Here is a 22,126-nt window from a genome sequence, read left to right on the forward strand (position 1 = left end):
GGAAAAACCTTGCAGGTCAGAGTTCGGTTCTACCTGAAAGTTCTCTAAGACCTTGTAGGTTTTTTGAAGGTTCATATTTTTTGTTGTTTTTCAATTCCAGACCTACAAGGTTAAAAAAACCTTGCAGGTCAGGGTCCGGTTCTACCTGCAAGGTCTCTAAGCCCTTGTAGGTTTTTTTAAGAGGTTCATTTTTTTCAGGGTTTGCGATCGTTTCCAGACCTACAAGGTTGGAAAAAAACCTTGCAGGTCAGGGTTTGGGTAATGTTATTAGGCAGCACGAGTTTCAAATGTTAAGGAATTCTAGAATCCAGGGCCTGAACTTTCCAGATTGTCTATTTTTGAAACAAGCTTTAAATCTACCCATGAAAAAAATTCTTGCCTTCGCCGGCTCTAACAGCAGTACCTCTATCAATGCTCAATTATTGGATCATATCACCGGTCGTATCCAGGGACACGAGATTAAAATCTTGAAATTAACCGATTATGAATTGCCCCTGTATAGCGCCGATCTTGAAAAAGAACGCGGTATCCCGGTTAATGTGACTATCATCAAAAACCTAATTAGCGAACACGATGCCCTGGTGGTTGCTGTGAATGAACATAACAGCACGGTTTCGGCCTTTTTTAAAAATATTCTGGACTGGCTTTCCCGTGCCGATCGCAATTTTTTAGCCGATAAAAAGATTTTGCTCATTAGTACCTCCCCCGGTAGACGCGGCGCAGCTTCGGCTCTGGAATATACTAAGAACATTTTACCACGCTTTGGTGGGGAAGTAATACAAAGTTTTAGTTTGCCTTCATTCAGAGATAATTTTCAGGATGGTAAAATTCAAAATGAAGTATTGGAGTTGGGTATCGAAGATGTGCTCACCAGTTTTTCGCAGCAATTAGATGAGTAAGAATAAATTTATAGGTAAATTTAAGGACTATCAGAATTTATATTTGAGGTAGTTTTAAAAGCTAGGGTAATGGATACATTGGCAAAAACAAAACAGAATTTAATCTTGAAGATTGAGGAATCAGATGATCTTGATTTACTTAAATTCCTTGAAAAGGTCTTGTTATTAAAGAGTTCTGAAAAACTATATCGGCTTGGACCTGAACAGGAAAAGGCGGTGGCGGAGAGCAGAGAACAATATAGTAGAGGGGAATTTTTAGATAGTGAAGAAGCGATTTCAAATTTAAGAGAATGGCTAAAAAACCAATAGTTTGGTCTGCCAGAGCCAGTTTTGAATTACAGGCCATTCTTGAATTTTACAATCGGAGAAATAGAAATACTTCGTATAGTCTAAAGTTGTTAAATGAGATAGAGAAAACTTTAGATATTCTTTCTGAAAATGAATGCATTGGGAAAACAGTGAGAGATAAGAAAATTAGGGTTTTGTCCCTGAAACATTACTCAAATATATATGAAAACGAAGATGATAAAATAAAACTACATTCTTTTTGGGATGATCGACAGAACCCGTCGAAGAGTCTAAAGTGATTTTGCAGTTATCTATCCTCTTTTTTTGTTCTTAACTTTGTCTCCCAAATAATATCCAATTGCGCAGTATAAAAGGCTTTTCAGTTTCTCAACCCAAAGAATTTAAAAATAAATTATTGCAGTGGAGCAGGGAGTACCGCGAGGTAGCCTGGCTGGACAGCAATAACTTCGAGCAAAATCACGGCCAATACGAGGCTATTCTTGCAGTGGGAGCTTTTACCGCTATTAAAACCGATTATCATTCGGCTTTTGATAAGCTTCAGGAATATCAGGAAACGACCAAAGACTGGATCTTTGGCTATCTTTCCTACGATCTTAAAAATGATGTGGAGCAACTGCAAAGCCAGAATTTTGACGGACTCCATTTTCCCGACCTGTATTTCTTTCAGCCTCAGAAAATATTTTTGCTGAAAGGTGATAGGTTAGAAATGCATTATCTTAACCTGCTGGATGATGAGATGGAAGATGATTTTGACCAAATTCTGAATACTTCAGCTGAGGTAAAGAAAAAACCAGAACACAAAAAACAGCAAAAGCCTATACAGGCTCGTATTCCGAAGCAGGAATATTTGAAAAAAGTGCGGCAAATGCTGGCTTATATTCAGCGGGGGGATATTTACGAAGCTAATTTTTGTCAGGAATTCTTTGCTGAAGACAGAAAAATTGAGCCTGTTGAGATTTTTCAGGAACTCAATGCCATTTCAGGACCACCCTTTGCCACTTTTTTGCGTCTGGAAGAGCATTTCCTTCTCTGCGCTTCTCCCGAGCGATATTTGAAGAAAACCGGCTCTAAACTGCTTTCCCAGCCTATAAAAGGTACCGCGCGTCGCTCTGAGGATTCCAAAGAAGATTCAAAAATCATCGAAACTCTAGAAAATGATCCCAAAGAGCGGTCTGAAAATGTGATGATCGTAGATTTGGTAAGAAATGATCTTTCGAGAATAGCAAAACGAGCCAGCGTAAAGGTAGAGGAGTTGTGCCGGGTGTATTCTTTTAAACAGGTACATCAAATGATCTCTACGATCTCGGCAGAACTTGAAAATGGGCTTCCGGTAGTCGAAGCCTTGCGGGTAACTTTCCCGATGGGGAGTATGACCGGCGCTCCAAAAATTTCAGCCATGAAAATTATTGAGGAACTGGAAGAAACCAAACGTGGCCTCTACAGTGGAGCAGTAGGATATTTCACTCCCCAGGGCGATTTTGATTTCAATGTGGTGATTCGAAGCATACTCTACAACGAAGAAAATCAATACGTTTCTTTCTCAGTTGGTGGCGCTATAACCGCCGGCTCAGACCCGGAAAAGGAATATGAAGAATGTCTGCTAAAAGCAAAGGCGATGCGGCAGGTGCTGTCGTGAACTGCCAAAACGAAAGGTTGGGGCTGGTTGTTACAGAATTTAGACTAGCTCCCGGGGCTTTTCGTATCTTTGAATTTCGATGGAAAAAGCTTTTAAAAATCTCGTAAAAACCCGATTTTCCTACCTATTGGAAGAGCCTGTACTGCTTGCCGTTAGCGGGGGCGGAGATAGTGTGGTATTGGTGCATTTATGCCGGGCCGCTCACCTTAATTTTGCCCTGGCGCATTGCAATTTTAACCTGCGAGGCGAGGAAAGCGATGGCGATGAAGATTTTGTGAAAAAACTGGCCGGGGAACTTAAGGTGAAGGTTTTTGTCGAAAATTTCAATACCGAAAAATTTGCTGCAGAAAAGGGACTTTCTACTCAAATGGCGGCCAGAGAACTGCGATATGAATGGTTTGAACAGCTTAGACAGCAACATCACTTCGCGTATATTCTCACTGCACATCACGCCAACGATAGCCTTGAAACCTTTTTTATCAATTTATTGCGCGGTACCGGGCCCGAGGGCCTTGCCGGCATAAAAGCTGAAAATAGCAAAATCATAAGGCCTTTGCTGGAATTTTCCCGAAATGAGATCGAAACCTGGGCACGTGAAAAAAACCTGATTTGGAGGGAAGACAGCAGTAATGCTTCCACTAAATACCTTCGAAATAAAATTAGGCTGGAATTAGTGCCACTGCTGGAAGAAATGAACCCTGAGTTTTTATCGGGTTTTTTGCAAACGCAAAACTATTTGAGAGAGAATATCGACCTGGTAGAAGATTATATAAGTCTTATCTATCCTGAAATTGTAAAGAAAAACAGCTTTGGCTATGAACTTAAACTGGAATTTTTAAACAAAATTCCAAATTCCCGGGCGGTGATGTATCAGTTGTTGAAGAATTTCGGCTTTACCGAATGGGGAGATGTGTATCATTTATTAGAGGCCCAACCGGGGAAAATGGTTTTTTCGGCAACCCATAGACTTATAAAAGACCGGGAAAAACTGTTTTTAACTGAAATTCCTTCAGAATCGAATTCCAGGGAGTATACTATTGAGGAAAATGAAGATTATGCAATGCTGCCAATGGGTACTTTTTCATTTTCTGAAGTGGAGGCAATTGAAGAGACGGCAAAAAATATCATTTATGTTGCCGCAGAACAGCTTCAGTATCCGTTAGTTGTAAGAAAATGGAAGCAGGGAGATAAATTCGTGCCTTTTGGAATGAAAGGAAAGAAAAAACTAAGCGACTTCTTTCAGGACATAAAATTATCTTTGCCAGAGAAAGAAAACACCTGGTTGTTATGCTCGGGAGAAAAAATTGTTTGGGTAATTAACCATAGGGCCGACGGACGGTTCGCCATTACCTCTTCTGAACAAAAAATTATTAAAATTAGCTGTCATTTATGAAATATCTCTTAAGTTTCCTGTTCATTGCTTTTAGCATAAACGGGCTTAAAGCACAATTTTTTGATAATCCCAACCAAAATGCCGATTTTTCAAATCCGATTTCCTGGCAGGCTAAAATAGAGCAGGAAAATGACAGTATTTACAGCCTGGTTTTTACCGCTAATCTCGAACCCGGCTGGCACTTATATTCTCAAAAGGAAGCCGATATTGATATAGCTCCCATTCCTACTTCCTTTACTTACAATAATGCCGAAGCTAATTATGAACTCGTAGGCCCAACCGAAGAGCCCGATGTGCCCGCAATTTACGACCAGGTTTTCGAAGCCGATATCATTTACTTTGAAGATGAAGTTGAATTCAGGCAAAAGATTCGCATTCTACCCGGGGAAAAGCCAGAGATAATCGCCGAGGTATATTTCTCGGTCTGTGATGATGAAAAATGTTTACCGCCTGAAACCGAACGCTTCAACATTTCGCTGGATGGCCAGGTAACCGAAGGTTTTACAGATCTGGAAGTTTCAGAAAAAGATAGAGAGCTTACCGAAGCCCTTTTTATCGATGTAAAGGGTATGGAAGCCTACCAGCAAGAGGAAGAAGAAGGAAATAATTTTTCTACTATTTTCTTTCTTGGTTTTATTGGGGGGTTGATTGCCTTATTAACCCCTTGTGTTTTTCCAATGATTCCGCTCACCGTTTCTTTTTTTACCAAAGGAGCTAAAAACCGGAAGAAAGGAATCATAAATGCCATATTTTATGGAATCTTCATCTTTGCGATTTACCTCTTGTTGAGCTTACCTTTCCATTTATTGGATAGTTTAAACCCCGAAATTTTAAACAATATCTCCACCAATGTCACCTTAAATATTCTGTTTTTTGTGATATTTCTGGTTTTTGCCTTTTCATTTTTTGGATTTTATGAGATTACCCTTCCCAGTAGCTGGAGCAATAAAATGGATGATAAGGCTTCAAGCGTAGGAGGATTTATAGGGATATTTTTTATGGCCCTAACCCTGGCTATAGTCTCTTTCTCCTGTACCGGTCCTATTTTAGGCTCGCTACTGGGGGGGTCTCTTACCAGCGATGGCGGGGCAATGCAACTTACTATGGGAATGGGAGGTTTTGGACTTGCCCTGGCTTTACCTTTTGCACTTTTCGCTCTTTTTCCTAACTGGCTCAACAGCTTACCTAAAAGTGGAGGTTGGTTAAATACAGTGAAAGTAAGCCTTGGTTTTATTGAATTGGCACTTGCCTTTAAATTTCTATCCAACGCCGATTTGGTAGAACACTGGGGAATTTTAAAGCGCGAAATTTTCATCGGAATTTGGATTCTGGTAGGTCTTGGTATGGCTGCATATCTCTTCGGATTGATTAGATTCCCGCACGACGGCCCGAAACAAAAAATTAGTAAACCCCGTTTTGGAGTAGGGGTGCTTACCTTCTTTTTTGTACTATACTTAATTCCCGGCCTTACCAATACCAGTATGGCCAATCTCAAATTGCTTAGCGGTTTTCCACCGCCCTTATTCTATAGCCTATACGATAAAGAAACCGATGCTCCCCTGGGATTACAGGCCTATAAAGATTGGGACGAGGGTCTTGCTGCTGCCCGCGAGGCCAACAAGCCAATAATTCTCGATTTTACGGGCTGGGCCTGTGTGAATTGTCGTAAAATGGAAGAACAGGTGTGGAGTGAACCCGAAATTTTCGATTTGCTGAACGATGATTTTGTGCTTATTTCTCTTTATGTAGATGATAGAAAAGAGCTGGACCAATCTCAGCAATTTAATTATCAAAGACCCAATGGAGGGATTAAACCCATAAAAACCATTGGTGATAAATGGGCGACTTTCCAAACGCTTAATTTTCAGAATAATTCCCAGCCATTTTATGTGCTCTTAGACAACGAGGTAAATCTATTGAATGAACCGGTGGGTTATACCCCAAAGACTTCAGAGTATCAACTTTGGCTCGAGCAGGGATTGGAGGAATTTAAAGCAAGATCGAAAAACTAAAAAATATTTAGCAGTATCGGGCTAATTTCTATCTTTAGGAGCTTTAATAAATACCTTTAGAATGAAACGCCTACAATCCGTACTTTTTTTCAGCCTGTTTTTTATTTTTCAAATTTCCCTGTTCGCGCAGGAGTATGATGTAAAGGAGCACTATACTAAAACTGAAGTGAAAATTCCCATGAGAGACGGGACTAAGCTTCATACTACCATTTACAGTCCCAAAGATACCTCCCGGGAATATCCTATAATTATGCAGCGCACGCCTTATAGCTCGAGGCCTTATGGGGAAGGGCAGTTTCGATCTTTAATTGGCCCTAATGATTTTTTAATGAAAGAAGGGAACATCATAGTGTACCAGGATGTTCGTGGCCGGTGGATGAGTGAAGGCAGCTATGATAATATGCGGGCTTATATTCCGAATAAATCGGGAGATGAGGTAGATGAAGCCAGCGATACTTACGATACTATAGAATGGCTTATTAATAATGTTGAAAATAATAATGGTCGCGTTGGGACCTGGGGGATTTCCTACCCGGGATTTTATTCTACTTACTCTCTGCTTAGCGGGCATCCCGCACTAAAGGCAGCTTCGCCCCAGGCCAGTATTGGCGATTTCTTTTTCGATGATTTTCACCATAACGGCGCCTATCTTTTAAGTTATTGGCGTGCCACTGCAGTGTTCGGATATGATAAGGAAGCTCCCACAGCCGAAGCCTGGTACGAAATGCCCGATATTGGCACCCAAGATCAATACCAATTCTTCCTCGATGCGGGCCCATTATCAAATCTCGACAAGTATTACGGGGAGGATAATATTTTTTGGCAGCAATTAAAAGAGCACCCAAACTACGATGAATTCTGGCAGAGCAGGGGGATTATCCAGCATTTAAAGGATATCAAACCCGCTGTGATGGTAGTGGGTGGTTTGTTTGATGCCGAAGATCTCTATGGACCTTTCAATATCTATAAAAGCATCGAAGAAAACAGCGACAATTTCAATATGATGGTATTTGGTCCCTGGAGCCACGGCGATTGGGCCAGAAAGAGAGAAAGACAGGCCGTAGGCAATGTGTATTTTGGTGATAATATTTCTGAAGATTATCAGAAAAACTATGAAACTGTATTTTTTAATCATTTTCTAAAGGGTGATTCAGATTCAGAACCCGAGCTTCCTGAAGCTTATGTCTTTGATACCGGTACGCGTACCTGGAATTCTTATGAACAATGGCCCCCTGCTAATCTAGCCGAAAAGCGTTTTTATTTGGGAGACGGGGAAGCATTGAAAGAGGAAGCTTCCACTACCAAAGAAGAGTTTATTAGCGACCCTAACAAACCGGTTCCTTATAACGACGAGATCAAGGCTGTATTTACCCCCAGGGAATATATGACCGGCGATCAACGCTTTGCCGCACGCCGCCCTGATGTATTGGTGTATGAAACCGAAGTTTTGGAAGAGGATATGAAACTCGCCGGCGAAATCGAAGCCGTTTTACAGGTAGCCACCACCGGGACGGCTGCCGATTGGGTAGTAAAGGTAATCGATGTGTATCCTCACGATGCCGAAAATTTTGAGGAAACCAAACCCCACCTAAAAATGAGCAATTATCATATGATGGTGCGCAGTGAGGTGATGCGGGGACGTTTTAGAGATGGCTTCGAGGAGCCAAAGCCTTTTAAAGCGAATGAAAAAACCGAAGTTAGAATCACGCTTCAGGATATCAATCATACTTTTAAAAAAGGTCATAAGTTGCAAATTCAGGTTCAAAGCACCTGGTTTCCTTTAATTGATCGCAACCCCCAAAGCTTCGTGCCGAATATTTTTGAAGCTTCAGAAGAAGATTTTCAGAAGCAAACCCATAGCGTTTTCGGGGATTCATACGTTAAATTTTCAATCTTAAAGCAGTAGTATATGAAATTCAGAATCAATAAAGGTATTCTGATACTAATAATAAGTGTCCTAATTTTTTCCTGCGGAAGGGGAGAAAAGGAATTTACCGACGAAGAAATTGAAGCGGCTTCCCAGGAACTAAATACCTGGTTTGAGAGCGAGTTTCATAAAGATGTCGAAGAATCTCCTATGATGCAAACCCGGCTGGGATTAAAAACTGATTATGACAAATGGGATGAGGTTTCGCACCTCAAGCACGCCGAAGACTTAAAAAAGGCGAAAAAAAGGCTTGAATATATCAAATCGGTAAACCCGGCAAAGCTCGATGAAAGTACTCGGCCAAGTTACAGACTGTATAAGCAGCAATTGGAGCAGGAAATCGAAGATTATGATTTCAGGTTTTATAATTACCCTATCAATCAAATGTTTGGTTACCACTCGCGAATTCCGGCCTTTTTAATCAATATGCACCGCCTAGATTCGGTTGCCGATGCCGAAGCCTATATCGCACGCCTAAAAGGCATTCCGAAATTGTTCGAGGAGGTAATCGCCAATATGAAAATAAGGGAACAGAATGGAATCATTCCGCCGAAATTTGTATTTGACAAGGTGTTGGACGACAGCCGAAATTTGATAAAGGGCCGACCTTTCGGGAAATCTAATGAGCCCAATGCGATTTTAAAGGATTTTAAAGATAAACTAGACGGCCTGAACCTCAAAGCCACTGAAAAGCAGGAGCTGGTATCCAGGACCGAAACCGCATTGATCAACGACGTAAAACCGGCTTATGACAATTTAATCGCCTACCTCGAAAATCAGCAAAAACGTGCTACTAACGATGATGGAGCCTGGAAATTTCCGAAGGGAGCAGAATTTTATAACCGGGCTTTACAGCGTACTACGACCACCAATATGACCGCTGAAGAAATTCATCAGCTTGGCTTAAAAGAGGTGTATAGAATTCACGGGGAAATGGAGCAAATTATGCGGGAAACCGGCTTTGAAGGCTCCCTGCAGGATTTCTTTGAATTTATGCGGAATGACAAGCAATTCTATTATCCCGATACCGAAGAGGGAAGAGCCGCTTACCTGGCCGAAGCTACCGAATATATAGAGGTCATGAAAGGCCGCCTGGATGAATTATTTCTGAGATTGCCCAAAGCAGATATCGTGGTAAAGGCCGTGGAGCCATTTCGGGAGAAAAGTGCAGGAAAAGCTTTTTATGAAACTCCGGCCCTTGATGGATCAAGGCCCGGCACCTATTATGCGAATTTGTATGATATGAAGGCGATGCCAAAATACCAGATGGAAGCCCTGGCTTACCACGAGGGAATTCCGGGGCATCATATGCAGCTGGCGATCGCACAGGAGTTGGAAGAGATCCCGAATTTCAGAAAATTCAGCACCTATCAGGCCTATACAGAAGGCTGGGGGCTTTACAGCGAATTTCTTCCGAAAGAAATAGGTTTTTATGAAGATCCTTATTCCGATTTTGGCCGGCTCGCAATGGAGCTTTGGCGTTCCTGTCGCCTGGTGGTAGACACCGGGATTCATTCCAAAAAATGGACCCGCGAACAGGGAATAGATTATTATAAGCAAAACACGCCAAATGCCGAAAGCGATGCTATTAAAATGGTGGAAAGACATATTGTATTGCCGGGGCAGGCTACGGCTTACAAAGTTGGTATGAACAAAATTTTAGAATTAAGATCACTGGCACAAAACGAGCTCGAAGAAGATTTCGATCTTCGTGAATTCCACGATTTGCTTCTAAAAGATGGGGCTATGCCCCTTAGTATATTGGAAGAACGAGTTAAAAACTGGATAGAGGAAAAAAACTAATCAAGAAAAATTTTGAAACACATATCTCCCGAAGATCTTAAGTCATTTAGCCTGGTGAACAGGCAACAAAGCCGTCTTGAAATTCTAAATTTCGGCGCTGCGCTTATTGGATTTTATATCACCGATAAAAACGGGAAAAAAATCAATTTAATCGTTAGCCCCAGGCCAGAAGAATTCATTACCCAGGCCTATTATGAGCATAACCAATGTTTTGGAGCCTCGGTAGGTAGATATGCCGGGCGAATTTCTAATGGAAAATTTAATCTGGACGGTAAAGAATTTCAGCTTCCAGAAAGTGAAGGGGTGCATTTGCACGGCGGAGAATTTGGCTTTCAATATAAAATATGGCAGGTAGAAAATCAAAAGTCGGGCGATAATCCTTCGATTAAATTGAGCTATACCAGTGAAGACGGCGAAGAAGGTTATCCGGGCAGGCTTAAAACCCAGGTTGTTTACACTTTAACCGAAGACAACGAGGTCATTATCGAATATACCGCTACAACCGATAAAAAAACGGTAGTGAATCTTACCAATCACGCTTATTTTAATCTGAATGGAGAGGGAAGTGTGAGCGATCATTTTCTATATATCGCTGCCAGAAAAATTCTGGAAGTTGATGACAATTTACTGCCCACAGGAGACCTAATAAAACTTAAAAATCATCCCAAGGAATTTAGGAACGATAAGCTAATAGGCAATCGAAATCTCGACGATACTTTTGTGCTGAAAAGTGAAAAAGACGAAGTAGCGGCAAGATTATACGCTCCCTTAACCGGGGTTAAGATGGAAGTGAGGACCAATCAGCCGGCTTTGGTGGCCTATGCTCCCGAGTCGCTTCCGGAAGACCTAACTTATCTTACTGAAATTAGCCCGGCTTACCCCTCTATATGCCTGGAAGCACAAAACTTCCCCGATGCGCCTAATTTTAGAAACTTCCCATCTTCAGAATTGGAGCCGGGACAGAAATATTACAACAGAATTTCACTGAAATTTTCAGTTTCCGGATAAAGATTAGCAAGCGGGTTAGAGATAAAATTTTATATTTAACGAAATTTTTAGATTTGAACCCCTAATATAATCTCCCCGGTATGGAATTCGCTTTTCTGGATAAATTCGTCTTTGCCTTATATGCTTTAATGATTGTTGGGATTGGTCTCTGGGTTTCCCGGGGAAAAGGCAAAACTTCTGAAGAATATTTCCTGGCGGGAAAATCGCTTCCCTGGTGGGCCATTGGGGCTTCGCTCATCGCCGCTAATATTTCGGCAGAGCAGTTCATCGGGATGTCGGGTTCAGGTTTTGCCATAGGCCTGGCCATTGCTTCCTACGAATGGATGGCAGCGCTCACTTTGCTTATTGTAGGAAAATTTTTCCTGCCGGTATTTATCGAAAAGAAACTTTACACCATACCCGAATTTATCGAAGTTCGGTACTCGACTCAGCTCAAGACGATTTTAGCGGTTTTTTGGATTGCACTTTTCATCTTCGTAAACCTTACTTCGGTACTATACCTTGGTGCCACCGCCTTAGATACCATTATCGGAACCGGAGATGGTTCGCTTTTCGTTTACTCGATCCTGGGTCTTGCGCTTTTTGCTGCGGCCTATTCGCTTTACGGGGGGCTTTCGGCTGTTGCCTGGACAGATGTGGTGCAGGTTGCTCTATTGATAATTGGAGGCCTTATTACCACCTTTATCGCCCTGGATCACGTGACCGATGAAGGGGGCGTAATTAACGGAATGATTTCTATCTATGAGCAGGTACCCCAAAAGTTTTCGATGATTCTCGAGAAAAATGAAATCATCACCCCTAACGGAAAAGATGCCTGGTGGGATTTGCCCGGCCTGGCAGTACTTCTGGGTGGGATGTGGGTTGCCAATCTTTATTATTGGGGCTTCAATCAATATATCATTCAGCGAACCCTGGCGGCAAAGAGTTTAAAAGAATCTCAAAAAGGGATTGTACTGGCCGCCTTTTTAAAGTTGATTATTCCACTAATCGTAGTTATTCCCGGGATTATTGCCTTTATGATGAATACCGGGCCTAATGGAGAAATTTCTGAAGCCTTTACCAGCGCTTCCTTCTTTTCTGGAAACGGAAATATCATAAACGACAACGCTGCCCCCTGGTTAATTAAGGAATTTATCCCGGCAGGTCTTAAAGGCCTTGTGCTGGCTGCATTGGCCGCGGCTATAGTATCTTCGGTAGCTTCGATGCTAAACTCTACAGCGACAATTTTCACTATGGATATCTACAAACCATATCTTCAGAAGAAAAAATCTGAAAAAGGCCTGGTTAGCGTAGGTAGAATTTCTGCGGCCGTGGCTTTGATCATTGCTGTGATACTTGCACCGCAGTTAAAAAATCTTGGGCAGGTATTTCAGTATATCCAGGAATATACGGGAGTGGTAAGCCCCGGGATTCTGGCGGTTTTTATCCTGGGCTTATTCTGGAAAAAAACTACCAATCGCGCAGCAATTTTAGGCGTTTTGCTTTCAATCCCAATCGCGTTTTATTTTAAAATTGGCCCGAATGGCTGGAGCGATAGTCCCTTGTTTATCACCTGGCCGTTTATGCATCAAATGATGGCTACCTGGATTTTAAGTATGCTTATTATGGTAGGGATTAGTCTTGCAGAAGGCAAAGGAAAAGATCATCCCAAGGCGATTTTCCTTAGTTCAAAACTTTTCAAAACCAGCCCTGCTTTTAACATAGGAAGTTTTGCCCTGATTCTAATTTTGGTGATGTTATACGCCTTATTCTGGTAAACTAATTTCCTTCGGAATAATGCTTTAGCGGGAGTTCTCGCAGTCTTTGGGCGGCAACTTCAGCAGTGATATCCCTTTGAGGGCCGGCAAACATTTCGTAGCCTACCATAAACTTTTTTATCGTAGCCGAGCGCAGCAGTGGCGGATAAAAACTCATATGAAAATGCCACCAGGGGTGTTCTTCCCCATCGGTTGGAGCCTGATGGATTCCCGAAGAATAGGGAAAGGAAGTCTCAAAAAGGTTGTCATAGCGAATAGTTAGCTTTTTGATAATTTCTGCAAATGCTTTTTCTTCTTCAGAATTCAAGCCGGCAATAGTAGAATGAGCTTTCCGCGGAATGATCATCGCCTCAAAAGGCCAAACCGCCCAATAAGGAATCAGGCTTACAAAATGCTCATTTTCGTCTAAAATACGCTCTTTTTCCTCTAGTTCCTGAGCTAAATAATCTCCCAATAAGGTTTTTTGATGTTTTTCCCAGTACTCTTTTTGGTGTCGGGATTTCTTTAAAATCTCATTTGGAATTGAATTCTGAGACCAGATTTGCCCGTGAGGATGCGGATTACTGCAACCCATAATTTCTCCCTTGTTTTCAAAAATCTGCACATAATTAATTTGCGGAAGCCCACCCAGCTCAATAAATTCCTGCTTCCAAAGCTTAATTAGCTTTATGATACCCGCATTTTCCATTAGAGGCAGGGTTAGCGCGTGATTGGGAGAAAAACACACCACCTTGCAAATGCCGCTCTCAGGCCGGACTTTTAAAAGTCCGTTTGTATGATTTTCTGAAGGGTTTACGGGCAGCAGGGCCGGGAAATCATTTTCAAAAGAATAAGCCGCCTCGTAGTTCGGGTTTTTTTCGCCGTTAGAACGGGTGTTTCCCGGGCATAGGTAGCAAGTTTCCTCATATTCTGGCCGGGAATGCTCCTGGGCTTTTTCAGTTTTTCCCTGCCAGGGCCGTTTGGTGCGCTGGGGAGATACCAAAATCCATTCTCCGGTTAAAATATTATAGCGCCGGTGTGGTTGTTCGTTTATAGTACTGCTCATTTTTTCTGAAGTATATGTGTACCCTTTGAAATCGATACAATTATAGGCCTGGGTTGCCACCCAAATTTCTTATAAAAAGCTACTGAAGCTTCACGACTAAAATCGTGAATTTTGTCGTTTTCGATGAGGTTTATGGTACAACCTCCAAAGCCGCCGCCCATCATACGGGCTCCTGCAATATAATTTTTGGTTTCAGCCAGGTCTACCAGAAAATCCAGTTCATTACAACTAACCTCGTACAATTGCTGTAGCCCGCGGTGGGATTCATACATTAATTTACCCGCCACATCCAGTTGATTACCTTCTAAAGCCCGGGCGCAATTGAGCACGCGTTGATTTTCTTCAACCACAAATTTTGCTCTCTTTAGGAGTACGGGGTTGAGGTTATTTTTAACCTCATTTAGCATCTCTAAATTTACATCCCGCAGGGAGCTTACATCGGGATAGGTTTTAGCGATAAGTTGCACGGCCTGTTCACATTCTTTTCTTCGGGTATTGTATTCTGTGGAAGCCAGGTTATGCTCTACGAGGGTATTAAACAGTAAAATGCTATAATTTTCAAGGTTCGCGGGAATGAATCTTGAATCCAGGTTTTGGCAATCGAGCAAAAGAAAATGATTTTCCCGGCTCATCACCGAGGCGTACTGGTCCATAATTCCGCAATTGGAGCCGGTGAAATTATTTTCAGCACGCTGGCCAAGTCTGGCTATTTCTTCTGAAGGAATCTTAAGATCAAAAAGTTGGTTTAGCCCATAGGCGAAGCCGCATTCGAGCGCTGCCGATGAGCTAATACCGGCTCCAACCGGAAGATTCGATTCGATAATGCAATCAAAACCTTTGGGTGATTTTTCGAGTAATTCCAATTCCTTTAAAACTCCCAACAAATAGTTTTCCCAGGAATTTTCACTCTTTTCGATAACTCTGAGGCTCGTCTCAAAATAGGCTTCATAAGTGCTGCTGTAAATTCTGCAAAAATCAAGACTCCCATTTTTCCAGAATTTGAATTTGATGTGTTTATCTATAGCTGTGGGGAGTACAAAGCCTTCATTATAGTCGGTGTGTTCTCCTATTAGATTAATACGTCCCGGGGAGAATATTTCTACTTCAGCGGCCCGGTTTAAAAAGTTGGAAGGAAACTCGAATTTTTCTTGCATCATAGCTCAAAGATAATAAATGTATTTTTTACGTTAATAGCCTATTTTTCTTATTTTTGTTAAGATCTGTTTAACATAACTTTCAAATATGGCTTTTCCACGGGTAGATTACTATTATGAGCAGGATAAATTATATGTCGCTGCAGATTGTGTCATCTTTGGTTTTGATGGTGAAAGTTTAAAATTGCTGGTATTTAAAAGAAGGGTTGAACCGCTAAAAGGGGAGTGGTCGTTAATAGGAAGTTTTGTGAATTTAGATGAAGATGTTTCCCTGGCGGCACAACGGGTTTTACTTGAAATTACAGGCCTTAGAGATGTTTATATGCAGGAATTGCGCAGTTATGGTGCAGCCAACCGGGATCCCGGCTACAGATGCATTTCTATCGCTCATTATGCGCTTATAAGACTAAGCGATTATGATCGGGAACTGGTAGAAAAACACGGGGCTCACTGGTATTCGCTAGACGAACTGCCCAACCTTGTGCTGGACCATAATAAAATGCTGCAGGATGCCCTGCACCGGCTTCGAAAAAATGCCAGGTATCAACCTATTGGGTTTGAATTGTTGCCTGAGAAATTTACCATCCCGCAACTTCAGAAATTATACGAGGTTATTTATCAAAACGAATTGGACTCCAGGAATTTCAGGAAGAAACTGCTTTCACTTAATTTGCTCATCAAACTTGATGAAAAAGATAAATCTACTTCAAGACGCGGAGCCTTCCTTTACAAATTCGACCATAAAAAATACTACGAGCTGGCAGAAAAGGGATACGACTTTCAAATAAGTTAAATGTGAAAGTTTAGTTAAGAAAATTCCTTCAAAAACTTTGAAATTTCATTTATAAAGGTAATATTTACGTTTATAAAAATTAAAATCTGCAGCTATGAGTGATGCTATTTCCAGAAGGAATGTTTTAAAGGGATTGGTGATTGGTACGGGGGTTTTAAGCCTAAGTGGGGTAGCTTCGTCTTTTGCCGCGATAAAATTCATCGACAAAAAAGAAGAAGCTAAGCGAAATAGAATCAATCATTCGGTATGCCGCTGGTGTTTTGAGGATATTCCTTTAGATAGATTTGCCCGGCAATGCAAGGTGATGGGTATACAGGCTATTGACCTGTTAAAACCGTCAGAATGGGAAATTGTTGAAAAGCAGGGTCTGACTTGCTCTATGGCGACCGATAGTTTTGCCGATATCGAAAACGGTTTTAACGAGCCTAAAAATCACAAAAAACTTCAGAAGAATTATCGGGGTTTAATCGATAAAGCCTCAAAGCATAATATTAAAAATGTAATTGTTTTCTCCGGAAATCGCCGTGGAATGGACGAGGAGACCGGTTTAAAAAATTGCGTAAAGGGTCTGAAAGATCTACTGGCCTATGCCCGGGAAAAGAATGTTAACCTGGTGATGGAACTGCTCAATTCAAAAGTTAATCATCCAGATTATATGTGCGATAATACCGAATGGGGTGTAGCCCTGGCCGAAGCTTTGAATGCTCCAAATTTTAAATTGCTGTATGACATTTACCATATGCAGGTAATGGAAGGTGATATTATCGCCACTATCAAAAAGCATAAAAAGCATATCAGTCATTTCCACGTGGCGGGGGTGCCGGGTCGCAATGAACCTAACAGCAAACAGGAATTAAATTATAAGGCAATTATGAATGCCATCGCCGAAACCGGTTTTGATGGCTATGTAGCCCAGGAGTTTATTCCCACCTATCCCGACAAACTTGCTGCTTTGCAGGAAGCCATTAAGATTTGTGAGGTATAAGAAATAACAAATAACAAATATGAACATTAAAAGCCTACTGAGTTTTTTAATCCTGTTTAATTTTCTTTCCGGGTTTGCCCAGGAAAAAGGCCATGTGATGGTAGATGATGAGGGAGTGATGCGCTGGTTCCATAACAATGCAGAAGTGCAGGGTTTTGGAGTAAATTATTCGGCTCCTTTTGCCCACGCCTATCGCTCGGCTCAAAAAATGGGGGTAAATCTTAGGGAAGAAATCGATAGAGATGTTTATCAAATGGCCCGGCTGGGTTTTGATCTTTATCGCATTCACGTTTGGGATACTGAAATTAGCGATACCGAAGGTAACTTGCTGGAAAATGAACATCTCGAACTTTTTGATTATTTGCTGAAGCGATTAAAGGAAAGGGACATCAATTTCGTAATTACTCCAATAGCTTATTGGGGCAATGGCTGGCCTGAACCCGATGGGGATACCCCTGGGTTTTCGAATAAATTCGGAAAGGCAGGTAGTCTAACCCATCCCGATGCCTTGAAAGCACAGCAAAATTATCTGAAACAATTTCTGGAGCATATAAATCCGCATACGGGGGTGGCCTATAAAGATGAACCCAATATCATAGCTTTTGAAATAAGCAACGAGCCTCATCATAAAGGAACAGCGCAGGAGGTTACCAATTTCGTTAAAAGTCTTAAGGAGGCTATGCGAAGCACCGGCACTAAAAAACCCATATTTTACAACGTAAGCCATAGCATACATTTGGCTGAAGCCTATTTCGATGCGGGGATTGATGGAGGCACCTTTCAGTGGTATCCTACCGGTCTTGGATTTCAGAAAGAGCTTGAAGGAAATTTATTGCCCAATGTAGATCGCTATGAAATTCCGTTTAATGAGGTGATTAAACAGCATAAGGCAGCGAAAATAGTTTACGAATTCGACGCGGCCGACTCATATCGCTCCTATATGTATCCCGCTATGGCACGAAGTTTTAGGCAGGCGGGAATTCAAATTGCCACTCAATTTGCCTATGAACCCGGATTTTTGGCTGCGGTGAATACCGAATATAATACCCATTATATGAATTTGGGGTATACCCCGCACAAAGCCCTGGGGCTTATGATTACCGGAGAAGTTTTTCATAGAATCCCTATGAACAGTGATTTTGGAAGCTATCCTAAAAATCTCGAATTTGGAGATTTTTCACTGAATTACGAAAATGACCTGGCCTTGCTCAATGCCGAGGATAAATTCCTCTATTCCAACTCTACTGAAGCCCTTCCAAAATCTGAAGAAAATCTGAAGCAAATAGCAGGCTATGGCTCTTCAAAACTCGTGAAATACGAGGGGAAGGGCGCTTATTTCCTTGATAAAATCGATGAGGGGCTTTGGCGACTTGAGGTTTATCCAGATGCGATTTTAGTAGCTAATCCCTTCGGAAGAAATAGTTTGCAAAGGGAATTGACGGTCATAAAACATAATTCCTGGCCAATGCAAATTGAGCTGGAAGACTTAGGAGGCGAATTTAAGATTGAAGCCCTAAATGATGGAAATTCTCACACTGGCAGCAGTATTGATGGAAAATTTGAGATTAAACCGGGAACTTATTTGCTTTCAAAAGCTGGTCTTGAATTTGACAAAAACACGCCTGACTTAAGCCCGATAGCGCTAAATGAATTTGGCGGCCCGGCTTCAGATATTAATCGAACTTATGTGATTCACGAAGCGGTTAAGGAAATTTCAGAAAATTCGGAGTTAGAGATTTCAGCTAAGATTGTTTCAGATCAAAACATCGAAAAAGCCGAGGCCTGGCTTCAAAATGGAAATACTTATGAAAGCCTGGAGCTTAAAAGAGATGAGGCATATACCTACAAGGCCATTGTTCCAAAAAATATGCTGAAAAACGGATTTTTGAAATATCACATAATTCTAGAAACTTCAGAAAATAGCAGGAGTTTTCCCGGAAATATCGCAGGAAAACCGGGGGATTGGGATTATTACAACCCAGAAATCTACCAGGTAGCCATTGTTCCCAAAGACAAACCTCTCAATTTATTCAATGCTGCCGAAGATGAAGAGTATGTAGTGGGGCAATGGATGAAAAGCCTAAACTTAGTTCCCACAACCACGCCCGGGGAAGCCGAATATCAGGTGAATGTAGCAGAACTCTTCACTCCCGATGAAGAACACCCCGAAGCCGAACCTGTATACGATTACTCGTTCAGATATAATTTTTCCCGAAAAATTGCCAGCCGTAAAGAAACTTTGCAAAACTTTAAAAAGCTGGTTTTAAAGGCCAGAGCTTTAAATTCAAAAAACACCAAATTACAGGTGGCCTTATTGATGAAAAATGGCGCCGCATTCGGGAAAATAGTGGATTTAAGTCCTGAAACAAAAGAAATTGAGATTGCGCTCGATGAGTTAGAGCCTGTAGCAACGGTGAATTTGCCTCGACCATATCCCGGTTTTCAGCCTTATTTTTTTGAACACGAAAATCCTTCAGACTTTACAATAGAAGAAGTGGAGGCGGTACAATTTTCGATTGGCCCCGGTCTTAATGAAGAGCAGGTGAAACAGCCGCAAGGGGTAGGCATTATAAGATTAGAATTAGATTGATTTTTTAGGTTAGGTTTGTTAATTAAAAAGGTCTTCCGGGAAACCGAAAGACCTTTTTTTCTAATCTCTAACAAGAACTATTCTATCCGCATTTCGAAGAGCCACAATCCTGACAGGTTAGGCAGCCTTCCTGATAGATGAGATTAGATGAATTACAATTATTACATTTTTGTTTTTTAGCCACAGTTCCGTCGGCGATATAACGCTTAAGCGCTCTTCCCACACCGGCTTTCCAGGTGTTAATAGATTCGCTGTCTAACTGCAGGCTATTGATAAGGTCTACCACTTTCTCGATAGACATCCCGTGTCTTAGCGTACTGGAAATCAATTTAGCATAGTTCCAGAACTCAGGGTTGAATTTATGTGAAAGTCCTTCGATAGTAGTTTTATAGCCTCGTTTGTTTTCATATTGGAAATCATAGCGTGAAGTCCCGTCGCTGTTACGGTTTTTGATGATAAGGCCTTCGTTTACCCAGCGAGGTAAAAGAATCCCGTCTTCATCATCAGAAAAACCGGTAAAGATCTCATAAGGCTTGCCATCTATCAAACCGATAAAGGCGATCCATTTGTCTTTGTTGTTTTGGAAACGAACCACGTCGGCCTCCAAAACCTGAGGTCGGGTAGTAGGGAAGGGCGTGTTGTTTTCTTCCTCGTTTTCAGCTTTTTTCTCTTCATTCGAAATAAGTACCCCGCTACGAGAGCCATCACGATATACGGTAACTCCTTTACATCCCGCCTGCCAGGCTTCCAGATAAAGTTTGCCAACCAGTTCTTCAGAAACATCATTTGGAAGGTTAATGGTCACACTAATTGAGTGATCAACCCATTTTTGAACAGCTCCCTGCATACGCACCTTGCTCAACCAATCTACATCATTAGAGGTCGCCTGGTAGTAAGGAGATTTTTTCACTAAATCTTCCAGTTCTTTTTCTGAATAATTTCGGGTGGTATCATAACCCTTAACTTTCATCCACTCCTTGAATCTATGGTGGAAAACCACATATTCTTCCCAGGAATCGCCCACTTCATCTACAAAATCTACCCGGGCTTCCTTATCGTTAGGATTTACCTTACGGCGGCGTTTATAAACCGGAAGGAAAACCGGCTCAATTCCAGAAGTGGTTTGCGTCATTAAACTGGTAGTTCCGGTTGGAGCTATAGTTAATAAAGCAATATTTCTACGCCCATACTCGAGCATATCGTAATAAAGTTTTTCGTCGGCTTCTTTCAGGCGAAGAATGAAAGGGTTGTTTTTTTCTCTTTCAGCATCAAAAATTGCGAACGCGCCGCGATCTTTTGCTGTATATACAGAAGCTCTGTAAGCTTCAAGAGCAATGGTTTTGTGAATTTGGGTGGAGAAATCAATTCCTTCCTCGCTTCCGTATTTAATTCCAAGAGCGGCCAGCATATCACCTTCAGCAGTAATACCAATTCCTGTACGACGACCTTCATTGGCTTTTTTCTGAATATTTAACCAAAGGTTACGTTCTACTCCTTTAATTTCAGCACCTTCTGGATCGGCATCTATCTTTTCGATGATCTTATCTATTTTTTCAAGTTCAAGATCAATGATGTCGTCCATTATTCGCTGTGCTGCTGCCACGTGTTTTTTGAACAACTCAAAATTGAAGCTGGCATTGTCGGTAAACGGATTCTCTACATAAGAGAAAAGGTTAATTGCCAATAAACGACAGGAATCGTATGGACAAAGCGGGATTTCCCCGCAAGGATTGGTAGAAACGGTTTTATAGCCAAGGTCGGCGTAGCAATCTGGCACCGATTCGTTGATCACCGTATCCCAGAAAAGGATTCCCGGCTCGGCCGATTTCCAGGCGTTGTGTACAATTTTTTTCCAAAGTTTCTGAGCTTCGATCTCTTTTGTTTTCTTAGGATTTTCACTGAAAACAGGATACTTCTGAATATATGAAGTATCGTTTTTCACCGCCTTCATAAATTCATCGTCAATTCTAACTGAAACGTTGGCTCCGGTAACCTTACCCTGTTCCATTTTAGCGTCGATAAAATCTTCGGCATCGGGATGGTTGATTGAAACCGATAGCATTAAGGCTCCACGACGCCCATCCTGAGCTACCTCACGGGTAGAGTTTGAAAAACGCTCCATAAAAGGCACAATCCCGGTAGAGGTCAAAGCCGAATTCTTTACCGCCGAGCCTTTAGGGCGAATGTGGGAAAGGTCGTGGCCCACACCACCACGGCGTTTCATAAGCTGTACCTGTTCCTGGTCAATTTTCATGATCCCTCCATACGAATCTGAATTGCCATCATTTCCAATTACAAAACAGTTGGAAAGCGAGGCTATTTGAAAGGGATTTCCAATCCCGGCCATAGGGCTTCCCTGGGGTACTATATATTTAAAATCTTTAATAAGGTCAAAAACTTCCTTCTCGCTTAAAGGATTGGGATACCTGGCTTCGACTCTGGCGATTTCACCGGCTATACGCCTGTGCATATCGTTGGGAGTTTTTTCGTAGATATTCCCGTCAGAATCCTTAAGGGCATATTTATTTACCCAAACGCGGGCAGCAAGATCATCTCCCTTAAAGTACTCTAAAGAAGCTTTAAAGGCTTCATCCTGACTGTAAGTCTTTTTGGGAGGGGCGGTGGTAGTTTTGACGCTCATAAAAATAGAATTTGTGGTTAGTATTTTGCTTATTTGACTCTTGTAAATATATGCAAACATAAACAAGAAATAACCACCTTAGGAAAAAAAGTTTTCAGGAAAAACAACCTAAAAGCCTAAAAATCAAGCACTTAATAATTTATCAACAACAAAAAGTTGACAAAAAATTAAAAA

16 protein-coding genes are annotated in these 22,126 nt (G+C 41.6%); 13 read left to right on the forward strand and 3 right to left on the reverse strand.

The genetic code is table 11. The annotated features are described in order from the left end of the window. Nucleotides 1–362: 362 nt before the first annotated feature. From ACW6QP_RS10170 to ACW6QP_RS10215, 10 genes are all read left to right on the forward strand, one after another. Nucleotides 363–899 carry an NADPH-dependent FMN reductase gene (locus ACW6QP_RS10170; RefSeq protein ID WP_457910762.1) on the forward strand — a complete coding sequence of 179 codons (537 nt, stop codon included), beginning with the start codon at nt 363–365 and terminating at the stop codon, nt 897–899. A 69-nt stretch (nt 900–968) separates the two neighbouring features. Beyond that, a complete protein-coding gene (locus ACW6QP_RS10175; RefSeq protein WP_457910763.1) occupies nt 969–1,208 on the forward strand; it encodes a hypothetical protein in 240 nt (79 codons plus the stop codon). After that, complete coding sequence (locus ACW6QP_RS10180) at nt 1,190–1,486, forward strand: type II toxin-antitoxin system RelE/ParE family toxin (RefSeq protein WP_457910764.1); 297 nt, start codon at nt 1,190–1,192, stop codon at nt 1,484–1,486. The genes ACW6QP_RS10175 and ACW6QP_RS10180 overlap by 19 nt, the downstream gene beginning before the upstream one ends. A gap of 59 nt (nt 1,487–1,545) precedes the next feature. Next, nucleotides 1,546–2,844 (forward strand): aminodeoxychorismate synthase component I, encoded by a 1,299-nt coding sequence (pabB, locus tag ACW6QP_RS10185; RefSeq protein WP_457910765.1) that lies wholly within the window; start codon nt 1,546–1,548, stop codon nt 2,842–2,844. 79 nt (nt 2,845–2,923) lie between these two features. After that, nucleotides 2,924–4,237: a tRNA lysidine(34) synthetase TilS gene (tilS, locus tag ACW6QP_RS10190; RefSeq protein WP_457910766.1), complete on the forward strand. Its 1,314-nt coding sequence runs from the start codon at nt 2,924–2,926 to the stop codon at nt 4,235–4,237. Beyond that, nucleotides 4,234–6,249, forward strand: coding sequence for a cytochrome c biogenesis protein CcdA (locus ACW6QP_RS10195; RefSeq protein ID WP_457910767.1), 2,016 nt, complete (start codon nt 4,234–4,236; stop codon nt 6,247–6,249). Before tilS ends, ACW6QP_RS10195 begins: the two co-directional genes overlap by 4 nt. Before the next feature lie 61 nt (nt 6,250–6,310). Beyond that, nucleotides 6,311–8,155 (forward strand): CocE/NonD family hydrolase, encoded by a 1,845-nt coding sequence (locus ACW6QP_RS10200; protein WP_457910768.1) that lies wholly within the window; start codon nt 6,311–6,313, stop codon nt 8,153–8,155. Between the two features lie 3 nt (nt 8,156–8,158). Further along, entirely contained in the window at nt 8,159–9,979 is a 1,821-nt protein-coding gene (locus ACW6QP_RS10205; protein ID WP_457910769.1) for a DUF885 domain-containing protein, read from the forward strand. 12 nt (nt 9,980–9,991) lie between these two features. Continuing rightward, nucleotides 9,992–10,987, forward strand: a complete 996-nt coding sequence (locus ACW6QP_RS10210; RefSeq protein WP_457910770.1) for an aldose epimerase family protein — start codon at nt 9,992–9,994, stop codon at nt 10,985–10,987. Nucleotides 10,988–11,067: 80 nt separating this feature from the next. Continuing rightward, nucleotides 11,068–12,744, forward strand: a complete 1,677-nt coding sequence (locus tag ACW6QP_RS10215) for a sodium/sugar symporter (protein ID WP_457910771.1) — start codon at nt 11,068–11,070, stop codon at nt 12,742–12,744. A 1-nt stretch (nt 12,745) separates the two neighbouring features. On the opposite strand, the gene ACW6QP_RS10220 is transcribed toward ACW6QP_RS10215, so the two are convergent. Both ACW6QP_RS10220 and galK read right to left on the reverse strand, forming a co-directional pair. Beyond that, nucleotides 12,746–13,789 carry a UDP-glucose--hexose-1-phosphate uridylyltransferase gene (locus ACW6QP_RS10220; protein ID WP_457910772.1) on the reverse strand — a complete coding sequence of 348 codons (1,044 nt, stop codon included), beginning with the start codon at nt 13,787–13,789 and terminating at the stop codon, nt 12,746–12,748. Further along, nucleotides 13,786–14,946 carry a galactokinase gene (galK, locus tag ACW6QP_RS10225; protein ID WP_457910773.1) on the reverse strand — a complete coding sequence of 387 codons (1,161 nt, stop codon included), beginning with the start codon at nt 14,944–14,946 and terminating at the stop codon, nt 13,786–13,788. Before galK ends, ACW6QP_RS10220 begins: the two co-directional genes overlap by 4 nt. Nucleotides 14,947–15,031: 85 nt before the next feature. Between galK and ACW6QP_RS10230 the strand changes: the two genes are divergently transcribed. The 3 genes from ACW6QP_RS10230 to ACW6QP_RS10240 all read left to right on the forward strand — a co-directional run bounded on the left by ACW6QP_RS10230 (nt 15,032) and on the right by ACW6QP_RS10240 (nt 19,311). Continuing rightward, the gene (locus ACW6QP_RS10230; protein ID WP_457910774.1) at nt 15,032–15,736 is read left to right on the forward strand and encodes an NUDIX hydrolase; all 705 of its coding nucleotides are present in this window, start codon (nt 15,032–15,034) and stop codon (nt 15,734–15,736) included. A 94-nt stretch (nt 15,737–15,830) separates the two neighbouring features. Next, nucleotides 15,831–16,721 carry a hydroxypyruvate isomerase family protein gene (locus ACW6QP_RS10235; protein WP_457910775.1) on the forward strand — a complete coding sequence of 297 codons (891 nt, stop codon included), beginning with the start codon at nt 15,831–15,833 and terminating at the stop codon, nt 16,719–16,721. Between the two features lie 19 nt (nt 16,722–16,740). Next, nucleotides 16,741–19,311: a cellulase family glycosylhydrolase gene (locus ACW6QP_RS10240; RefSeq protein WP_457910776.1), complete on the forward strand. Its 2,571-nt coding sequence runs from the start codon at nt 16,741–16,743 to the stop codon at nt 19,309–19,311. A gap of 82 nt (nt 19,312–19,393) precedes the next feature. Here ACW6QP_RS10240 and ACW6QP_RS10245 read toward each other — a convergent pair whose 3' ends face one another. Next, the gene (locus ACW6QP_RS10245) at nt 19,394–21,952 is read right to left on the reverse strand and encodes an adenosylcobalamin-dependent ribonucleoside-diphosphate reductase (protein WP_457910777.1); all 2,559 of its coding nucleotides are present in this window, start codon (nt 21,950–21,952) and stop codon (nt 19,394–19,396) included. Between the last annotated feature and the right edge of the window lie 174 nt (nt 21,953–22,126).

This window comes from Salegentibacter haimaensis (assembly GCF_054121495.1).